We start from the raw sequence: 18,390 nt of genomic DNA, 5'->3' as shown, positions 1-18,390 counted from the left end.
GGCAAGAGGTCGCATTGGGGACGCACATGTGGTTCGAGCAGGCGCACGCCGCCCCGCCGCCCCTCGAACCGGCACCGGCCACCCCGGCCGTGTCGTCCGCCGGGTCGTCCGCCGGGTCGTCCGCTGTGGTGTCCGGGCAGCCGTTCGTGGCGCCCGCGCAGTTGCCGGCAGTGTCCGGTCAGCCGTTCGAGGGGCGGGAGGCGGAGCTGAGCCGGCTCGACGAGGCGCTGTCGCGGGACGGCGCTGAGCTGGGCGGGCTCGGCCGAACCCCGTCGCGGGACGGAGCCGCGGCGGTGGTCGCGATCGTCGGGACAGGCGGTGTCGGCAAGACGTCGCTGGCCCTGCACTGGGCCCACCGCAACGCCGGCCTCTTCCCGGACGGGCAGCTCTACGTCAACCTGCACGGCTCCGACCCCGTGACGCCGCCCGTGACGGTGGACGACGCGGTGCGCGGCTTCCTGGTCGCGCTCGGTGCCGACCCCCGCACTCTGCCCTCCGCGCCCGACGCCCGGGCCGCGCTGTACCGCCGCATGGTGGCCGGGCGTCGCATGCTCGTCCTGGTCGACGACGCCGCCTCCGTCGAGCAGGTGGAGCCGCTGCTGCCCGGCACCGCCTCCAGCGCCGTCCTGGTCACCAGCCGCAGGTCTCCGGGCGGGACGGTCCCCGGGCGGGTGCTGGCGCTGGAAGGGCTGAGCGAGCAGGAGGCGTCGCGGCTGCTCGTCCGCACAGTCGGCGCCACCCGGCCACATGCGGTCCGCGACCTCCTGCGCCACTGCGCCGGCCTGCCCCTGACGCTCGCCCTCGTCGCGGCCCGGCCCCACCTGCCCCCGGACGCCCTCACGTCCGGACCACGCACCACCACCACTCGCCTGACCACCCCGGCCCCCGACGAGGCCGCCCACAGCCCGCACGAGGCCGCCACCTCCCGCGTGCACCGCGAGGCCACCTCCAGCCTGCACGACACCGCCTCCTGCGCGCACCGCGAGATCACTTCCAGCCTGCACGCTGCCCTCGACGCCTCCTACCTGACCCTCGCCGAGGACGCCAAGCGCTTGTTCCTGGCGCTCGGCCCGGCACCGGTGCCCGACGTCGGCCTCGCCGCGGCGGCATCGCTGGCCGCCGTCCCCGCCGCCCGCACCCGTACCCTCATGCGCCTGCTGGAGGCCGCGCACCTCGTGACCCAGCACAGGCCGGGCCGCTACCACATGCACGACCTGACCCGCCTGTACACGATCGAGCAGGCCGACCCCGCCTCCTCGGCCACCGCGCTGAGCCGGCTGATCGACCACTACCTGCACACCGCCCACCGCGGCGGGCTCACCCTGGCCCCGCACACCCGCCCGATCCCCCTGAACCCACCGGCCCACGGCGTCGACCTCACCCCGCTGACGACCGGGCAGGACGCCCTGGAGTGGTTCGACGCCGAACACGACTGCCTGCTGTCCCTCCTGCGCTGGACCGCCGACCAGGACCGCAACGAGGACGCCTGGCGGATCGCCTGGTCGATGGACGAGATGCTCCGGCGCCGCGGCCACGTGCACGAGCGCGTCCAGATCTGGCAGACCGCCGTCTTCGCCGCGGAACGCCTCGGCGCCGCCGACGTCCAGTGCCTGGCCTACCGCCGCCTCAGCCAGGCGCACGCCCAGGCCGGCGACCCCGCCGCCGCCCTGCCCGCCCTGCACCGGGCACTGGCACTCGACGAGCACCTCCGCAGCCGGCCCCGCCTGCCTGGATCCGCACCCGCCAGGCGTCATCTCGTGGGGTGAGCGGGCGCGGCCTGATCGAGGGGCAGGGTGAGGACGGCGTCGCCTGTGGGACGCCGTTGCGGCCCCACAGCAAGGTCAGCGTCGCTGTTGAGTGGCCGAAATCCGCCTACCTGGTAGGTAATCGACAGGTAAGGGCGATTTGGGGCTGAATGATGGTCATGAAGAAGCGAAACCTCAGCCTTGCCCTTGTTGCCGGCGTTCTTGCCGGCGGTGTCATGGCCACTCCGGCTCAAGCCCAGGAACCGGCGCACCCGGAGATCGAGGGGCGGATGACCCCGCAGGCCGCCACCTTCATCGGGCGGCAGAACGCCTTCGGCGCCATGCGTACCGAGGACGGCTTCGACGAGCGGGTAGCGGCATACGAGAGGATCTGGTCGCAGGACGCCACGCTCTGGGAGGCGGCCGGCCCGATCGTCCAGGGCAGGGAGAACATCAAGAAGTCCATCTCCAGCAGCCTCACGCTCGTCCCGTCCTTCAACATGCGCCCGACTCGCATCGCCATCGGCGGCGACACTGTCATGTACGGCGCCGCCAACCGGATCGTGGTGCACGGCCACACCATCGACTACCCCGCCATCTACCGCGTCGTGCTGAACGAGGACGGCGACGTGGTGCAGGGACGGCGTTACTACGACAGGTTCACCTGGTTCAACCCGATCACTCCTGAGGAGCTGCGCCTGGAGAACATGTTCGGTGGTATCACCGACTCCGATGGACGCGCTTCCCGCAAGCCGGCGCGCGTGAGCGAGCTGACCAAGAACCTTCTCGCCCGCGCCGCCGCCTGGAACGGCAAGAACGCCGAGGCGCTGGTGGACGGCGTCGGCGCGGCGCCGCTGTCGGGTGTCGGGCTCGGCGGGCGCACGCTGCGTACCCGATCCGCCAAGCTCGCCTACATCAACAAGCTGGTCGGCAAATTCGAGGGCGACCAGGACGGCACCCCCGCCGGCAAGCTCGAACCAGGGCAGACGGTCCGCACCAAGAACGCCACCTATCAGGAGTGGTACGGAACGGTCCGCAGCCAGGGTCGTGACATCACCTTCGGCATCATCGAGCGCTTCGGCCACCGGCACGGCAAGGTGACCGACTGGAACCTGACGTTCGACACGCTGCCGCTCATCGCCGACCAGGAGAAGATCAGCAAGCTGTACGGCCTGCTCGCGGTCAAGCAGTGACTCCTGCCTCGTGATCGAGGTGCCTGGCCAACGCCGGGCGGCCGGCTACGGCTCCCGTACCGTCCGCGCCAGGACGTCGTCCACCGTGCCGCCCGTCACCAGCTTCCCGATCGCCTCCACCAGCTCGCCCACCCGCTCCTGCGGCAGCGCCCGGCCCGCGTTGGCGCGGAACTTCGCCTCCAGCTCCGCCCCCGAGAGCGGATGCTCGGGCCCGCCGCGCGAGGAGTCCACCCGATGCTCCAGCGCCGAGCCGTCACGCAGCCGCACCCGCACCACCGCCGCGAACGCCCTCGGGAAGATCTCCGAGGCCCGCTCGTCGGCCACGCACCGCACCCGCTCCGCCAGCTCCAGCCGTGCCGGGTCCAGCGTCGCGAAGTCCTCCAGCGCCAGCCCGAGCCCGCCCCCGCCCAGCAGCGCCGCGGCGACCGTGTAGGGGGCGGAGAACTTCGCGTGGTACGGCGAGCGCGGCCGGACCTTCTCCTCCCACGGCTCGGCGACCGTCCGCAGCACCGGGCCCGGCACGCCCACCTCGATCTCCGCGATCCGCGACGGGTCCAGCCCGCCGCGCCGCAACGCCAGCGCGCAGTCGATGACCGGATGGGTGAAATGGTTGGCCGGGTATGGCTTGTAGGTCGTCCGCAGCAGTTCCCATCGCTCGCCCAGCCCTCCCAGCAGGGCCTCGGCGTCGTAGCGTCCGCCCAGCCATGCCTGGAAGAAGCCGAACCGTCCCTCCAGGACCGTCGGTGGCCCGGTCAGCCCCTCAGCGGCCAGCACTGCCGCCGACACCCCGGCGTGCGCGGCCCACCCGCAGTGCACCCGCTTGACCGTCCCGCCTGTGCGGTTCGCCTCGAGCAGGCCGGCTCCCATCGAGGCCGCCACGCCCACCGCGTGCGCGATCCCGTCGGCCGTCAGCCCGAACAGCAGCCCGGCGGCCACGGCGGCGCCCAGCGTGCCGCAGATCGACGTCGCGTGCTGGCCCTGCTCGAAGAAGAGCGAGTTGCGCTCCTGCGGCAGGTAGGACGCCATGCCGAGCCGGCCGCACACCTCGATCCCCGCCGCGACCGCCGCCACCACCTCCCCGCCGGACACCCCCACCCCCGGCTCCGCGCCGAACGCACCCGCGTCCCGGGCCGCCGCCTGTTCCGCGTGACGGGCGCTCACGCTCTGGGCGGCCGCGAGCGCCGCGGGCACGACGGACGCGCTCGGGTGCAGCACGGACGGCAGGTGCGTGTCGTCGTAGTCGAGCGCGTGCGCGAGGGTGCCGTTGACCAGCGCGGCCGACGGGGCGGGGAGCCGGTCGCCGCTCCCGATCACGGTCGACTCGCCGCTGCCGCCCCATCGCCGTACGGCACGCAGCACCGCCGGAGCGGCGTCGCCGTCCGGGTCCGCGTAGGCGGCCAGGCAGTTGCCGAGCACGTCGAGCACCCGGCCCGGCACGTCCTCCCGCACCGCCGCCGGCAGCTCCCCGTCCCTGCACGCCACCGCGAACTCGGCCAGCCGCCGCACGTACGTCATCCGATCTCCTCACATGCCGTCGCCGTCCCATCGTCCGCGAGAACGGCTGCGTACCGGAAGGGTGGAGATGATCGGGGCGGGCACGGGGTCGCCCGGCTTCCAGGGGCGGCCCTGCCCCCAGTTGTGCGACTCGCGCTCGTGCGCGTGCTCCAGCCCGGCCGGATCCGCACCCCACTGGCCGTGCTCATGCTCGTCCCCATGCTCGTGGTGGCCGGCGTGCCCGCCCTGGAGGCGGGCGGCGTCCATGGCCTTGGCGACGGCCAGCAGGCTGCGGTCGGGGCCGTGGCCGGGCGGGAACCAGCCCGAGTCCGTCGCCCCCTGCTCGCGCGCGTAGGCGAGCGAGGCGTTCAGCAGCTCGCGATCGTGGTCGTCGCGCCTGGTGGAGCCGCGGCCGAGATCGTGGGCCGACTGGGAGAAGCGCATGCGGCCCTCGCCGGGCCCCCAGTTGACGGACTCGCCGCCCCACCGCACCCACTCGTTCTCGGTGTACCAGTTGTACAGCTCGCCGTCGGAGCGCAGCAGCCAGGTGGCCCCGCCCGCCAAGGAGGTGAAGTGCCCGTGCTTGACGCGGGCGGGACGGAAGAAGTACGTGCCCAGGTCCAGTGTGCCGAAGTTGTACTCCATCAGCCCCTGCACCGTGTACGCCTCCTCGTAGCAAGGATGGTGCGCCAGCCGGTGATCGGCCCACCCCTCCTGCGCGTGCACGAGCCGCGTGTAGAAGCCGGTGACCGGATCGACGTGCAGGTACTTGATGAACAATCCCGGCATCGGCCCGGGATTGGGCACCGCGTCCCAGCTCATCGCGGCCGAGTCGAGGACGATCACGTCCTCGCGGGCGCCGTCCCAGCGGGGCGCGTCCAGGCTGTCCACCGGGTCGAACCCGGCATCGCCGTACTCCCTGTAGTGCAGCACCCTGGTGCCCTCCGCGAACGTGACCGCGTCGGCCGGCACCCCCTTGGGCAGGTAAAGGTAGCCGCCCGCGCCGAGGCGGCGCCCCCCGTACGTCATGGAGCCGTCCAGCACGTAGAACTCGGTGGTGGCGTGATGGATGCCGGGGCCGCGGCCCCAGCCGGTGCGGAAGTCCACCCGCAGCGAGCTGGAGCCGTCCTCCTCGTCCACCGACAGCCGCCGCTCGACGGCCCGGCCCTCGCCGCCGGCCAGCTCGGCGGCGTGCCAGACGTAGTCGTCCTCGTGGATCACTTCAACGTGGGGGCGCATGGCTCTCCTTCAACGCGCGCTTGAGAATCTTGCCCGCGGCGTTCCTCGGCAACGCCTCGACCAGCTCCACCGTCCGCGGGACCTTCGGCCCGCTCAGCCGGGTACGGCAGTGCGCGACCAGCGCCGCCGCGTCCAGGCGGGCGCCGGGCAGCGCGACCACGAACGCGGTCACCCGCTCGCCCCACCGCTCGTCCGGCAGGCCGACCACGGCCGCCTCCGCCACCCCGGGGAACGTGGCCAGGGCCTCCTCGACCTCGCGCGGCGCGATGTTCACGCCACCCGAAATGATCATGTCCTTCTTGCGGCCGACGACGTAGATGAAGCCCTCGTCGTCGCGTTCGACGATGTCGCCGCTGGTCAGGAAGCCGTCGGAGGTGGTGCAGGCGGCCGTGGCGCCGGGGTCGCCGAGGTAACCGTTCATCAGGAAGGGGGAGCGGCTGAACAACTCGCCGCGCGACGCCGGGTTCCCCTCCTCGTCCACGATCCTGACCTCGGTCATGAACCACGGGCGGCCGACCGAGCCGAGCTTGCGGCGCGCGTCCGCGGGGCGGCAGTCGGTCACGATGCCCGCCTCCGTCGAGCCGTACAGCTCGTGCACGCCGACGCCGGGGAACGTCTCCAGCACCCACTCCTTGAGCGGCCCCGGCAGGGCCGCCGCGTTGAAGAACAGGGTGTCGAGGCAGGACAGGTCGTGCGCGCGCAGCGCGGCGGGACCGAGGGCGCGCAGCATGTGGGCGTGCGTGGGGACGAGGAACACCGACTGGGCGCGCTCCCGGGCGATCATCGCCAGCAGCCGCTCCGGGTCCCAGGAACGCAACATGGCGACGGTGCCGCCGGTGCAGAGGGGGGCGTAGCCGAACGCGAAGCCCGCGCCGTGGTACATCGGGGCGACCGCGATCGTACGGCGTCCGGGACCGAGACCCCATTCCAGGGCGGAGGCGTAGAAGGTGAGGCAGCGGGAGCGGTGGCTGATCACCACGCCCTTGGGGCTGCCGGTGGTGCCCGAGGTGTAGGCGACGCAGAACGGGTCGAGGTCGCCTGTGCCGCTGCGCGGGTCGGTGGCCTCGGCCGTGGCCAGCGCCGCCTCGTACGAGGGGCCGAGCCCCGCCCCGCCCAGGGACAGCACCACGGGCGGCACCGCCACGCCCTCGACCGCTGCGGCGTGCGCCTGGTCGGCGACGAGCGCCCGCGCGCCTGAGTGGCCGAGGACGTACGCGCTCTCGGGCGGCGTCATCCGGGGGTTGAGCGGGACCATGACCAGGCCCGCCTTGGCGATGCCCGCCGCGACCTCCGCGTACTCGAGGCGGTTGCCGAGCAGCACCGCCACCCGCTCGCCCGTGCGCAGGCCGGCGGCCAGCAGCGCGTTCGCCAGGCGGCTGGACCGGTCGTCCAGCCCCCGGTACGTCAGCCGCCGGTCCCCGTCCACCACCGCCACCACGTCCGGGGACGCGGCGGCCACCTCGCGGATCCCGCCCGCGATCGAGAGCCGGACCGTCACCCGCCCGCCTCCCGCGCCCGTGCTCGTGCGGGCGGAGAGCCGTCCGCTTCACGTGCCTGGGTGGGCGGGAAGTCGTCGGCTTCCCGCGCTTGGGCGGGCGGGAAGTCGTCGGCTTCCCGTGCCTGGGCGGGCGGGAAGTCGCCCGCGCGGCCGAGCAGGGCCGGGACCTGCTTGCCGAGGCGTTCCCCGACGAAGGAGGCGGCGGTGACCAGCCGGTCGAGCCGCACGCCCGTGCCGATGCCCGACCGGTGCAACGCGTAGGAGAGGTCCTCGGTGGCGATGTTGCCGGTCGCGGCCGGCGCGAACGGGCAGCCGCCGAGCCCGCCGCTGCTGGCGTCCAGCGCCGACGCCCCCGCCTCCACGGCGGCCAGGGCGTTGGCGTAGCCGGTGTTGCGGGTGTTGTGGAAGTGGAAGCGCAGCGGCAGCGACGTCCGCTCCCGCACGGCCGACACCAGCCGCCGCACGTCGGCGGGCACGCCCACGCCGATCGTGTCGGCCAGCGCGATCTCGTCCGCGCCCGCTTCCGCGCACCGCCGAGCCAGCTCGGCCACGTGCCCGATCCCCACCTCGCCCTCGAACGGGCAGCCGAACGCGGCCCCGATCGTGGCCGTCACGCGCAGCCCCGAGGCGCGGGCGGCGATGCCGGCGAAGGAGGCCAGGGCCTCGGCGACCGTCATGTTCTGGTTGCGCCGCGAGAAGGTCTCGGTGGCGACCAGGACGACGTTGACCTCGTCCACGCCCGCGGAGAGCGCCCGTTCGAGTCCGCGCGCGTTGAGGACCAGCCCGATGTAGGACAGGCCGTCGCGCCTGGGCACCTCGGCCATCACCTGCTCGGCGTCGGCGAGCTGCGGGACCAGGCGCGGGTGGGCGAAACCGACTGCCTCGATCCTGGTCAGCCCGGCTTCGGCCAGCGCCTCGACGTAGGCGACCTTGTCGTCGGTGCCGAGGGTGACCGGCTCGTTCTGCAGCCCGTCCCGCGGCCCGACCTCCACCACGGTCACCTGCGCGGCGCCGGTCGCGTCCGCGCCGGGAACGCCTGCGCTGGTCGTGCCCGCGTCGGGAACGCCTGCGCCGGTCGCGCCCGTCCTCATGTGCCGCCACCGCCCGGGGCCGCCGCGGCGCGGACCGACACGACGCTCACGGTGTCGTCGGAGGCGTCGCCGAAGCCGTACACGTAGGCCTCGGCCAGCGCGTCGCCGAGCGAGGCGCGCAGGAACAGCGCGCTCCACCTGGCCGCCGCGTCGATGCTGACCTGCTGCCCGACGATCTGCGCCGAGGGATCCGGCGCCGCCCCCGCGGGCGTCTGCGTGTCGGTGAGCCCGTAGTGGTTGGCGCCGCCCACCGTGACGTACGCCTTCGGCGGCGACGACAGCCCGTCGTACGTGGCGCGGGCCGCGGCACGCGGGTTGACGCCGTCGACCTCACCCTGAACGAGCGCGACGGGCACCCCGGCATTGGCCACAGGCACCACCGCCCCGCCCTGCGAGGCGGTGGCGGCCCCGTAGAAGGCGGCGGCGCGCAAGGCGGCGGGCCGCTGGTAGACGGGACCGAAGCAGAACGGCGGCACGCACGCGTTCCCCACGGCGAACAGCCCCGCCGCGGCCCCGAACGAGTGCCCGAGCAGCACCAGCCGGCCGGCGTCCAGCCGCCCGGCGAGAGGCGAGCCCGCCCGCGCGTTCTCCTGCGCGGCCCACTCCACGGTGGCGCCGAGCTGCGCGCTCTCCGGGAACAGCCCGCTCACCGGCCCCACGGCCCGCCGATGATCGGGCACCACGACGGCGAAGCCGAAGCCGGCCACCGTCCTGGCGAAGCGGCCGTAGCTCTCCCGGGGCACGTTCCCGCCCTGCAGCAGCAGCGCGACGGGCAGCGCGGTCCTGCCGGGAGGCAGGTGGACGGTCGCGGGGTCCGCGCCGATCCGGACCTCGTGCGAGCTCACCCACGCAGGCGTGGCAACCGCGGGGGAGGCGAGGGCGGCGACGGCGAGCACGATGGCGGCGCACAGCCGCATCACTGAAGTGGCGATGGCGTCTCTCCTGTCCGTTCGGAGCGGTTGCCGGCGGGAACGTCCTGCCGCGTCAGCCGCAGGACGGCCACGGCGAAGGCCGTCCAGATGAGCGTGTTGAGCGTCTCCTCCACCCACTGCAGGGCGATGGTCTGCTCCGGACGCGAGGCGAGCAGCCCCATGGCGTACGTGCCGAGCAGGTTGAACCCGAACAGCGCCCGCCCGGCGGGATGGCGGGACAGCAGCAGCAGCCGCACGCCGAGGATCGTGGCGCACACGGTGGTCACCAGCAGCAGCGGCCACGTCGCGCCCGTGGCGAGCGCCGCGGCCACGCCCGCCGCCGCGAAGCCGGCCATCCCCCACAGCGGCGGCCTCCTGCCCAGCACCGCCCACGCCAGCAGCGCGAACCCCGGCCCGAACAGGTAGAACTGCACCCCGGCCAGCCACCCCACGTCGGGCCCGCCCGCCGCCACCAGCAGCTTCCACACGGCCTTGAGCAGCCCGCCGAGCACCACCAGCACACCCCCGGCCAGCGCCGCCCACCCGGGCAGGCGCCCCCGGGTCCGGGCCGCGAACGGCGCGAGCAGCGCGATCCCGGCCGCCATGGCCAGCACCGGCAGGAAGTCGACGAGCGCCAGAGCGAGCGGGTAGTCCATGTCAGTGCTCCCGCAGCAGGCTGCCCGCGCCGTGCACCCGGTCCTCGATGCCGTTGTCGCGCAGCGCCATCCACCAGGTGGCGGCGTTGATCGCGATGACGGGCAGGCCGAGCCAGCGCTCCGCCTCGTCGGCCAGGCCGACCATCGACAGGTTGGTGCCGCACTGCACGACCGCGTCCACACCCGGGGCGACCTGCGTCACGGCCTCGCGCAGCTCCGCCTCGCCGACGTGGGCGATCGACACCGCCGTGGGGCACTTCAGCCCCTTGATGGCGGCCACCTCGAAGCCGATCTCGGAGAAGAACCGCACCACGTTCTCGTCGCCGACCGGCTGGTAGGGGGTGACCACGCCGATGCGGCGCGCCCCGTACAGCCGCAGCGCCCGCTCGCACGCCTCGGCGCCGGTGGCCACCTCCAGGCCGGTCAGGCCGCGGATCTGCCGGACGAACTGCCGGTTCCCCTCCACACCGCCCCAGAACGTCTCCGCGGACATGCCCATCACCATGTAGTCGGGCTCGCACGTCAGCACCCGTTCGCAGGCCGCGCCGAGCTCCTGGCGGATCTGCTCCAGCAGCCGCTGCATGCCCTCGTCCCCGGCCATGCTCTGGTCGCGGATGTGGATGCGGCCGAAGTGCGCCGTCACGCCCGGCACGGTCATGCGGTAGAAGTCGGGCTCGACGATGGTGTTCGTGGACGGGGCGATCACGCCGAACTTGCGGCGCCAGCCGAGCGCGTCGGTCATGGCAGCACCCTCCGATCGGTGAACGGGGCCAGCGCGAAACGGGCCGCGATCCTGCGCCCGGTCAGCCAGCGCACGTGGGCGCCGTTGCGGGCCCGTCTGACGGCCTGCTCGGCCAGCCACGGCGTCACGGTCTCCACCCGGTCGGCCAGCAGGTCGAACACCCGCCGCGAGCGCGGGTTCAGGTCGCGCAGCAGCAGGTCCGTGACGACCATGCCGGGGCTGAGCAGCCCGACCGAGACGCCCGGCGGCACCTCCTTGGCCAGCGCGAGCGTGAGGTAGGTCAGCGCGCGCTTGCTCGCGCCGTAGACGGCCAGGCCCGGCACGGTACGGCCGTCGCTGCCCAGCCCCTCCATGTTCCACACGTGACCGTGCCCCTGGGCGGCCATGCCGCGCAGCGCCACCGCGCAGCCGTTGAGCACACCGGCGAGGTTGACGTCGATCACCCGGCGGGCCTCGCCGGCGTCCAGCTCCCACAGCGGCTTGCGGGCCTGCGTGACGCCGGCGTTGTTGATCCACATGTCCACGCGCCCGTGCCGCTCCACGGCGGCCTCCCACACCGCGGACACCTGCTCGCGGTCGCGGACGTCGCAGGCCACGTCCCCGCCGCTGGTGCCGCAGCCGACGACCTCGTGGCCGCGGGCGCGGAACTGCTCGGCCAGCCCGCGGCCGATGCCGCGGGTGGCGCCGGTCAGGACGATGACCATGTCAGCACCCCGTGCAGCACGGCGGCGAGCACGTTGCCCTCGAAGAGCTCGCAGGCCACGGCCATGGTGGCGCCCGCGCCCATCCCGGCAGTGGCGTCCATCATGAACTCGCGCCCGGCCAGCCGCGTGCCGTCGGCGAAGTGCAGGCTGGGGAAGCTCGCCCGCCCGTACGCCTGCGCGTTGCCCCACGCGCCCGGCCCCTCGAAGAAGGAGCGGAACCCGTCCCTGCGCACCTCCACGGTGTGGCGGCGGTCCAGCGCGCCCGTCCACGTGACGTGGTGGCGGGTCCTGAGCAGGTCGATCGGCTCCAGCTCCACGGTGACCCGCACGGTGCCGCGCGGCTTCTGGTCGGGACCGAACACCTCGCACGCGCCGCCGTACGCGCCGGCCTGCTTCGTGGGCAGGATGTACGGCACCGGCCCGTTCGCCGTCTCGGCGCGCAGCCAGTCGGCCACCTGCGCGGGGTCGCGGGTGTAGAGGCCGTTGAAGCAGCCGACCACGGCCGGCCCCTGGAACAGCAGCGACGAGTAGACCTGGGTGTCGCCGATCGTCTGGTTCCAGGTGTTGAGGTCCACCTGCCAGCCGGGCCCGTAGTAGCGGGCGTCCACGAACCCCCCGTACGGGCGGCCGGAGCCGTGGAAGTCGGGGCCCGTGTAGAGGCGGTCGCCGCCGGCGTCGGTCACGCCGAACGCGAACGGCGCGCCCAGCTTGAAGCGGCCGGCCAGCGGCCCGCCGCCCTCCAGGCCGCCGTCCATGCGGTACGTGACCGTGCCGTCGTCGTAGACCGAGGAACGGCGGATGTCCTCGTAGCCCTGCCAGGCGCCGGTGGCGTCGAAGAGGGACGGGCGGCCGTGCCACTCGCCCTCGATGCGCTGCTGCCACTCGCTGGGCCCGCTCATCGCAGTAACTCCCCTCGCACCCGCTCGCACTGCTCCTCGCCCAGCAGCCGGGTGACCTGGTGCCAGACGGGGTCCACGCCGGGGGAGAACAGGTTGGCCCGGTTGGCGCGGTCGCGGGCGGCCGGGTCGCCGCCGGCCGGGGGGACGCCCGTGGCGAGCAGGCGCAGCCAGTGGTCGAGATAGGTGTGCACGGTGGGGCCGAGCTCGGCGAACGCCTCCTCGGTGGCGCGGCAGACCAGCATCCAGGGGGACATCATCGCCCGCTGGCGCGGGGCCACCGCCGCCGGTGACAGGCCGTCGAGCCGCCAGGCGGTCTCCAGGGGGTCGGTGAGGGGCAGGAAGCAGGTGTCGAGGTAGTCCAGGTGCACGGCCAGGTCGGCGCGGGGGACCAGGTCGAGGTGCATGGCGTGGTGGTCGGCCGACACAACGGCGTCCAGGGTGAAGTGGGGGATCGTGGAGGCGGGGCGGGTGAAGGCGAAGATCATGTGGCTGTCGAGGCCGATCGGCGGCACCACCAGCGACACCGCGACCACCTTCGCCACCTCACCCGCCACGCCGACCCGCTCTGCCGCGCCGACCTGCTCTGCCGCGCCGACCTGCTCTGCCACGCCCACCTGATCTGCCACGCCCACCTGATCGGCTGCGGCCACCTGATCTGCCGTGTCCTCCGCGCCTTCGGGGCGCAGGACGCGCAGGCGGCCGACCGGCCCCGGGCACAGCGGCGAGGACAGCGGCACGTCCTGGCTCACCCGCAGATCCAGCGCGCCGGTCAGGCGCTCCAAGGTGTTCTCGCTCAGCGTCGCGGGCAGGCTCATGGCTGCTCTCCATCGGTTTCCGGGGCGCCGCCGCGGGTCTTGTGCACCCAGGCGCGGGCCAGCTCAGGGTTCTCCCGGCGGGCGGGAGAGGCGATGACGGTCGCCTGGCGGCGCGGCACGTCCCCCGTCACCACGTCGTCTGCGCCCACCCACCAGCCCTGCCGGATGAGCTGCTCGCGCCGCCGCCGGTAGGCGACCTGGAGGGCGTCGCTGCGCAGGTGCAGCTCCGCCGACAGGTCGAAGGGCAGCAGCTCGGGCCGCTGCGACTCGACCACGGGCCGGTCCTGCTCGAAGATCTTGCCGATGCGCTTGAGCGCGTTCCCGTCGGCCCACTTGCCGGTGAAGAAGTTCCGGTAGCCGACGATCTTGACCTGGGTGCGTCCCTGGGAGAGCGGGATGTTGTGGTCGTACAGGATGAGGTCGCCGAACGGCAGCCGCACGTGCAGCTTGACGATGTTCGGCAGGTACCAGCCGTTGGTGACCACCACGTGCTCCGGGCGCACCCCGGAGCGCAGCAGGCTCCACAGGCCCTTCGGCGGCGGCGGGCTTAGCAGGATGTCGGCCTCCGCCTGCCACTCGTCCTGCGTCACCTCGAAGTCGGGGATCTCCGGCTTGTCCGGGTTGCCGAAGGAGGTGCCGTGGACGAACGGCGTGTGCGCGGCGTCCACGACGTTCTCCATCGTGCGCTCGTAGTTGGCCTCGATCGTCGTCTCCCAGTAGACGGCGCGGAAGGCCGGGTCGTCGTGCTCGGGGAAGTGCGGCATCGGCGGACGCTGCTTCTCCGGCAGGTCACCCAAATACGCCCAGATCAGGCCGTAACGCTCGACGCAGGGGTAGGCGTCCACGCGCGCCTTCTTGGGGATGCCGCGCCCCGGCGGGTTGGCGGGGATCTTCACGCAGGTGCCGTCCGGCTCGTACTCCCAGCCGTGGTACGGGCAGGCGATGCGGTCCTCCCCGGCAGGCGTGCCCATCGACAGGGCGCCGCCCCGGTGCACGCACAGGTCCGACAGCACGGCCACCTGGCCGTCGCGGCGCCGCCACACGACGAAGTCCTGGCCGAGGCAGGTCACCCTGCGCGGCCTGCGGTCCACGGCGTGGCCGAACTCGACGGCGTACCAGAAGTTCTTAAGCATGGCTCCTCCTGAGGTCGAGGCCGTCCAGCACCGCGCGGGCCCGCGCGTCGCCGTGCAGGTGGGCGCGCAGGAAGGAGGTGATCAGCCGGCCCAGCTCCGGGCGGCGGTCGGCGGTGGCGGGCAGGTCGAGGAACGCGCGGGCCGCCGTCGGGTCCACCGGATCGGCGACGGTGAAGTGGTTGGCGCCCTCCAGGACGGCGAGCAGATGCTCGCCGCCGCCGCCCAGGGCCTCCTCGAAGGTACGGGTGACCGGGTCGTGGGCGTGGCCCTCCTGACCGTAGCGGTCGGCGCTGCCCGAGATCACGCCGTCGCGGGTGCCGGTCGCGAGCAGGACGGGGCAGTCCACCTGGGCGGGCAGTACGGTGCCCGGGGGCCAGCCGAGCATGGTCGCCACCATGGTGTGCGCGCCGTAGGCGAACACCGCCCGCACCTGGGGGAAGTGGCGGGCCGACTGCAGCACCACCGATCCGCCCGCCGAGTGCCCGCCCAGCGCCACCCGTTCCAGGTCGATCGCGCCCTTGAGCAGCTCGATGCCGGCCAGCGACGCCAGCACCGCGCCGATGGCCGGGCACGTCGGGCGGCTGCCGTACGCGGCGGGCGCGGCGGCGTCCAGGTCCACGCCCGGGGTCAGGCCGCGCTCCCCGCCGAACAGCTCGCCCACCCGGTCGAACGTCACGCACACGAACCCCGCGCGGGCGATCTCGACGGCGAGCCAGCGGTAGGCGTCCTGGCCGACGTTGATCCCGGACAGGAACAGCACGACGGGGTACGGCCCGCCCCGCGGCGCGAAGACGCCGGTCAGGCGGTCACCGTCGGGGGCGGCGGGGTAGTGGACCTTGAGATGCGCGGTGTCGAAGGGCGCCTCCCCTCCGGTCCTGGCGGCCCACCACAACGACCGCACCCCGGTGCCCGCCTCAGCCCCGCCACCGTCCGCCTGCGGCCCCGGCCCGGGCCCCGTCACGGCGCCCTGCGGCCCCGGGCCCGTGACGGCGTCGCCGTCGGCCCGCGGCGCCCGGCCCGGGCCCGTCACGACGGCCTCGGGAGTTCGCGGTCGCCGCCCCACAGGCCCCTGACCAGGCGGTCCGTCTGCTCCTGGCCGAAGTAGCGCACGCCCATCACGTTGGCCGGGTCGCGCTCGGCGATGTTGCGGCGCACCGCCAGGTCCGCCGCCGCCAAGCCCGCCCGCTCGGCCTCCGGCACCGGCTCGGCCTCGTCCACCCACTCCAGCCACCGGCCGACGCGGGCGTGGAGCAGGTCGCGCACCGTGTCGAGGTGCTGCGGGGCACGCGGGAAGGAGTAGCAGTAGGCGTTCGGCGACAGGCTGGCGCGGATGAACGCGGCTCGGCTGGTGAACCAGACGAAGTCCGGGTTCTCCTCCTTGAACGCCAGCCACTCCGCGTCGAGCGGCGCGTAGTAGCGGTCGAAGTGCCCGCCGTCGGCCGTGAGGCACGCCCTGGGGATGAAGTCCTGGTAGAACCAGCCCTCCGGCCACACGAGCAGCGCGATGCCGAGGTGCGGCACCCTGACCTGCGGGCCGAGCCAGGCGGTGAGGTGCAGGTTGGCGAAGCTCGCCGCGGGATTGCCCAGCCAGGAGTGCACCAGCCAGTCGATCTCCGGCCCCGCGTAGGCGTCCAGCCGCCCGCCGGGGCCATCGGGGTGCGTGCCGTACTCGCCCGGCGAGGCCGGGTCGGGGGTCAGCTCGAACCGGGCGTCGATCCTGGCCTTGAGCTCCTCGAGGATGCCCTGGAGCCGCTCGAACGTCTCGGTGACGTCGATCACGGGCGACTCGTCGAGCATCCGCTCCACGTGCTGCAGCGTTTCTTTCACGGGGTTTCCTTCACTGGGGGCCTTCCACGAGTGCGCCCGCCAGCCGCCACGGCCGGCCCGCGACCAGGTCGGTGCCACGGGAGACGAGCCGGTTGACGCTCTGGGCGGGGGAGACGGTGCCCTGCACGAGCAGGTCCGTGTTCTTCACGTGCGTCACCATGGGGTGACTGATCTGCCCCGTGAACGGGCCCTGCCACCTGGTCCACAGGGTGAAATCGGCAGGCAGGGCCAGGATCGCCCCGGCCAAGCCGCCGGGGCCGTCCTGCCCGGCGGCGACGATGTTGAGCCGGTTCTCCGCCGAGCGCTCCAGCAGGCCGAGCCGCAACTCCCACGCCTCCCGCGGGGTGAACGGCACGGCCACGACGTCGGCGTCGGCCAGCGCCGCGAGCCTGAACTCCTCCGGATGCCGCGCCGCGCTCCCCACGATCACGGCCAGCCGCCCCCAGGGCAGCTCGTAGACGTCACACGGAACGACCCCGGACCGCGGGAGCGTGGCACCGGCCGTGCCGGACGAGCCCGGACCGCCGTACGTGGCGCCGGGTGGGCGGGACGCGGCCGGGCCGCTACGTGCGGTGTTGTTGCCGGTGTGCGGGGGCGGGATCGGGCCCGACGGGCCGACCAGGGTGCCCGTGCCGGTGACGGCGTGCGCGTCCGTCCCGGCCACCGCGCGTGCCGCCTCCTCCGCCGTGACCGGCGAGCCCTCCGGCAGCACGATCAGCCGCGCCCCTTCGGCGGCGGCCCGCCGTACGAGCGCGGCGTCCCCCCGTACCACCGCGACCGGAAGCACGGGCGCGCCCGCCGGAGCCGTGCGAGGTCGGCCGGGTGCGGCGAGAGGGCCGTAGCGGGCCGGGCGGCGGGTGGTGAAGTGGCGGGCGCGCCCGGCGTCGGCGGCGGCCGGGTCGATGTCCGCCACGACCACCGCCTCCCCGGCGCGCGGCGCCCGCTCCACCACCGTGCCGTCGGGGGCGACGATCTGGCTCTCACCGGCCCCGTGCAGCCACTCGGCCGGTACGCCGAGGCCGGCGCTCACCTGGGCCAGCCGATCGGCCGGGATCAGCGGTCCCACCTTGTTGGCGGCGACCACCCAGACCTGGTTCTCCGCGGCGCGCACGGGCACGTGCAGGGCGGCCTCGTCGACGGCGAACGAGTTGAGGCTGTTGAGCAGCACCTGCGCCCCGCGCAGCGCCAGCCCGCGGGTGACCTCGCAGATCACGCCCTCCATGCAGGCGTACATCCCGAGCCGCCCCACCGCGGTCGGCACCACGGGCCCTGCCGAGTCGCCCGCGTCGAGGTGGTCGTTCTCGGCGCCCATCAGCACCTGCTTGTCGGCCTCGCCGAGCAGCCCGCCGCCGGGGCCGTACAGCAGCGAGGCGCCGGTGGTGCGGCCGTCCGGGCGGGCGAGCGTGACGCCGAGCTTGACGTGGGCGCGGTGGCGGGAGGCCCGTGCGGCGATCGCGGTCAGGAACGCGTCGCCGTGCCGGCAGGCCAGGGCGCGGGCGTGCTCGCGGCTCTCGTACCACGACAGGTGGTTGCAGAACTCGGGCAGCACGATCAGCTCCGCGCCCCGCTCCGCGGCCGCGTCGATCATGCGGAGCCCGGCTGCCAGGTTGGCCTGCGGATCCGTGCCGACTTCGTACTGCACTGCGGCGACGCGCACCAACGCGGCCTCCTGTTACCTCTGGAGAAACGCCGTTTCCAAGAAGTAGGATCTCCCGAACCGCACGCGAATGTCCAGAGGAGGCGGCCCGTGCTGACCCACGTGGTGCTGATGAAGTTCACCGACCCCGGCGACGCGGCCAGGGCCAAGGAACTGCTCGAAGGGCTCAGGGGGCGCGTCGAGCAGATCAGGGAGCTGACGGTCGGCCTGGACGTGGTGCGCTCGCCCGTCTCCTACGACCTGTGCATGACCACCGTCCACGACTCGGCGGACGGGCTGCGCGGCTACCAGGAGCACCCGGCGCACCTGGAGGCGGCCGCCTGGCTGCGCCCCCGCATCGCCGCACGCGCCGTCGTCGACTACGAGACCCGCGGCACGATCGTCCCCGCCGCGCGCAACCCCCCGCAGGGGTAGAGGCCGGCGGTGGTCCGGGAGCCGCCCGCCGGTCTCCTCACCCCGCGCCTGCCGGTCCCTCACACCTCACCCCGCCGCCAGCCGGGCTCCTCGCGCGTCACCCGCCGGGCGGGGTGGCGTCGAGCAGCGCGGCGAGCTGGGCGCGGTTGCCCACGCCGAGCTTGACGTACACCCTGGCCAGGTTGTTGTTCACCGTCGCCACCGACAACCCCAGCCGCTGGGCGATGGCCCGGCTGCTGTGGTGCACGGCCAGCAGGGCCACCTCGCGGCCGGAGATCATCAGCCCCCGGGCCTCGACCCGCCGCAGGCACGCCCGGAAGGTGTCCAGCTCCTCGTCCCGCCCCACGTACGGCCAGCTCCGCATGAGCCCTC

The 18,390-nt window shown here is 73.9% G+C and carries 18 protein-coding genes; 3 read left to right on the top strand and 15 right to left on the bottom strand.

Features of this window, described 5'->3' with window-relative positions; translation table 11 throughout:
* Positions 1-26: 26 nt before the first annotated feature.
* Positions 27-1,766, top strand: coding sequence for an NB-ARC domain-containing protein (locus tag HD597_RS22310; RefSeq protein WP_253744619.1), 1,740 nt, complete (start codon positions 27-29; stop codon positions 1,764-1,766).
* Between the two features lie 215 nt (positions 1,767-1,981).
* On the top strand, positions 1,982-2,938 hold the full coding sequence (locus HD597_RS22305; protein ID WP_253744618.1) for a nuclear transport factor 2-like protein: 957 nt from the start codon (positions 1,982-1,984) through the stop codon (positions 2,936-2,938).
* 45 nt (positions 2,939-2,983) lie between these two features.
* Here the strand turns inward: HD597_RS22305 and HD597_RS22300 are convergent, their stop codons facing one another.
* From HD597_RS22300 to HD597_RS22235, 14 genes are read right to left on the bottom strand one after another with little or no spacing between them, the layout of a single operon-like run.
* Complete coding sequence (locus HD597_RS22300; RefSeq protein ID WP_253744617.1) at positions 2,984-4,453, bottom strand: MmgE/PrpD family protein; 1,470 nt, start codon at positions 4,451-4,453, stop codon at positions 2,984-2,986.
* A 9-nt stretch (positions 4,454-4,462) separates the two neighbouring features.
* Complete coding sequence (locus tag HD597_RS22295; RefSeq protein ID WP_253744616.1) at positions 4,463-5,671, bottom strand: DUF4437 domain-containing protein; 1,209 nt, start codon at positions 5,669-5,671, stop codon at positions 4,463-4,465.
* A complete protein-coding gene (locus HD597_RS22290) occupies positions 5,655-7,169 on the bottom strand; it encodes a class I adenylate-forming enzyme family protein (RefSeq protein WP_253744615.1) in 1,515 nt (504 codons plus the stop codon). The genes HD597_RS22295 and HD597_RS22290 overlap by 17 nt, the downstream gene beginning before the upstream one ends.
* Positions 7,166-8,260, bottom strand: coding sequence for a hydroxymethylglutaryl-CoA lyase (locus tag HD597_RS22285; RefSeq protein WP_253744614.1), 1,095 nt, complete (start codon positions 8,258-8,260; stop codon positions 7,166-7,168). Before HD597_RS22285 ends, HD597_RS22290 begins: the two co-directional genes overlap by 4 nt.
* Positions 8,257-9,180 carry an alpha/beta hydrolase family protein gene (locus HD597_RS22280; RefSeq protein WP_443689986.1) on the bottom strand — a complete coding sequence of 308 codons (924 nt, stop codon included), beginning with the start codon at positions 9,178-9,180 and terminating at the stop codon, positions 8,257-8,259. The genes HD597_RS22285 and HD597_RS22280 overlap by 4 nt, the downstream gene beginning before the upstream one ends.
* A complete protein-coding gene (locus tag HD597_RS22275; protein WP_253744613.1) occupies positions 9,177-9,827 on the bottom strand; it encodes a hypothetical protein in 651 nt (216 codons plus the stop codon). Before HD597_RS22275 ends, HD597_RS22280 begins: the two co-directional genes overlap by 4 nt.
* A 1-nt stretch (position 9,828) precedes the next feature.
* Positions 9,829-10,569, bottom strand: coding sequence for a maleate cis-trans isomerase family protein (locus tag HD597_RS22270; protein ID WP_253744612.1), 741 nt, complete (start codon positions 10,567-10,569; stop codon positions 9,829-9,831).
* Positions 10,566-11,273, bottom strand: coding sequence for an SDR family oxidoreductase (locus tag HD597_RS22265; protein ID WP_253744611.1), 708 nt, complete (start codon positions 11,271-11,273; stop codon positions 10,566-10,568). The genes HD597_RS22270 and HD597_RS22265 overlap by 4 nt, the downstream gene beginning before the upstream one ends.
* Complete coding sequence (locus HD597_RS22260; protein ID WP_253744610.1) at positions 11,258-12,172, bottom strand: hypothetical protein; 915 nt, start codon at positions 12,170-12,172, stop codon at positions 11,258-11,260. The genes HD597_RS22265 and HD597_RS22260 overlap by 16 nt, the downstream gene beginning before the upstream one ends.
* Positions 12,169-12,987: a hypothetical protein gene (locus tag HD597_RS22255; protein ID WP_253744609.1), complete on the bottom strand. Its 819-nt coding sequence runs from the start codon at positions 12,985-12,987 to the stop codon at positions 12,169-12,171. The genes HD597_RS22260 and HD597_RS22255 overlap by 4 nt, the downstream gene beginning before the upstream one ends.
* A complete protein-coding gene (locus HD597_RS22250; RefSeq protein WP_253744608.1) occupies positions 12,984-14,120 on the bottom strand; it encodes an aromatic ring-hydroxylating dioxygenase subunit alpha in 1,137 nt (378 codons plus the stop codon). The genes HD597_RS22255 and HD597_RS22250 overlap by 4 nt, the downstream gene beginning before the upstream one ends.
* Positions 14,113-15,150 (bottom strand): alpha/beta hydrolase family protein, encoded by a 1,038-nt coding sequence (locus HD597_RS22245; RefSeq protein ID WP_253744607.1) that lies wholly within the window; start codon positions 15,148-15,150, stop codon positions 14,113-14,115. The genes HD597_RS22250 and HD597_RS22245 overlap by 8 nt, the downstream gene beginning before the upstream one ends.
* Positions 15,147-15,947 (bottom strand): oxidoreductase, encoded by an 801-nt coding sequence (locus HD597_RS22240; RefSeq protein WP_253744606.1) that lies wholly within the window; start codon positions 15,945-15,947, stop codon positions 15,147-15,149. The genes HD597_RS22245 and HD597_RS22240 overlap by 4 nt, the downstream gene beginning before the upstream one ends.
* Positions 15,948-15,957: 10 nt before the next feature.
* Positions 15,958-17,604, bottom strand: a complete 1,647-nt coding sequence (locus HD597_RS22235) for a carbon-nitrogen hydrolase family protein (RefSeq protein WP_253744605.1) — start codon at positions 17,602-17,604, stop codon at positions 15,958-15,960.
* Between the two features lie 90 nt (positions 17,605-17,694).
* Here HD597_RS22235 and HD597_RS22230 point away from each other — a divergent pair, with 90 nt between their 5' ends.
* A complete protein-coding gene (locus HD597_RS22230) occupies positions 17,695-18,018 on the top strand; it encodes a Dabb family protein (protein WP_253744604.1) in 324 nt (107 codons plus the stop codon).
* Positions 18,019-18,115: 97 nt separating this feature from the next.
* Here the strand turns inward: HD597_RS22230 and HD597_RS22225 are convergent, their stop codons facing one another.
* Complete coding sequence (locus HD597_RS22225) at positions 18,116-18,382, bottom strand: helix-turn-helix domain-containing protein (RefSeq protein ID WP_253744603.1); 267 nt, start codon at positions 18,380-18,382, stop codon at positions 18,116-18,118.
* Positions 18,383-18,390: the final 8 nt, after the last annotated feature.

The sequence above is a fragment of the Nonomuraea thailandensis genome, assembly GCF_024172165.1.
GTDB lineage: Bacteria > Actinomycetota > Actinomycetes > Streptosporangiales > Streptosporangiaceae > Nonomuraea > Nonomuraea thailandensis.
Note: the sequence above shows the minus strand (reverse complement) of the source record. Positions and strands in the feature narration are given on the sequence as shown.

Bases quoted from the DNA above. Each gene is read 5' to 3' on its own strand.
- HD597_RS22250 (WP_253744608.1), bottom strand. From the start codon at position 14,120: ATGCTTAAGAACTTCTGGTACGCCGTCGAGTTCGGCCACGCCGTGGAC.
- HD597_RS22285 (WP_253744614.1), bottom strand. From the start codon at position 8,260: ATGAGGACGGGCGCGACCGGCGCAGGCGTTCCCGACGCGGGCACGACC.
- HD597_RS22255 (WP_253744609.1), bottom strand. From the start codon at position 12,987: ATGAGCCTGCCCGCGACGCTGAGCGAGAACACCTTGGAGCGCCTGACC.
- HD597_RS22270 (WP_253744612.1), bottom strand. From the start codon at position 10,569: ATGACCGACGCGCTCGGCTGGCGCCGCAAGTTCGGCGTGATCGCCCCG.
- HD597_RS22260 (WP_253744610.1), bottom strand. From the start codon at position 12,172: ATGAGCGGGCCCAGCGAGTGGCAGCAGCGCATCGAGGGCGAGTGGCAC.
- HD597_RS22275 (WP_253744613.1), bottom strand. From the start codon at position 9,827: ATGGACTACCCGCTCGCTCTGGCGCTCGTCGACTTCCTGCCGGTGCTG.
- HD597_RS22265 (WP_253744611.1), bottom strand. From the start codon at position 11,273: ATGGTCATCGTCCTGACCGGCGCCACCCGCGGCATCGGCCGCGGGCTG.
- HD597_RS22300 (WP_253744617.1), bottom strand. From the start codon at position 4,453: ATGACGTACGTGCGGCGGCTGGCCGAGTTCGCGGTGGCGTGCAGGGAC.
- HD597_RS22305 (WP_253744618.1), top strand. From the start codon at position 1,982: ATGGCCACTCCGGCTCAAGCCCAGGAACCGGCGCACCCGGAGATCGAG.
- HD597_RS22225 (WP_253744603.1), bottom strand. From the start codon at position 18,382: ATGCGGAGCTGGCCGTACGTGGGGCGGGACGAGGAGCTGGACACCTTC.
- HD597_RS22295 (WP_253744616.1), bottom strand. From the start codon at position 5,671: ATGCGCCCCCACGTTGAAGTGATCCACGAGGACGACTACGTCTGGCAC.
- HD597_RS22310 (WP_253744619.1), top strand. From the start codon at position 27: ATGTGGTTCGAGCAGGCGCACGCCGCCCCGCCGCCCCTCGAACCGGCA.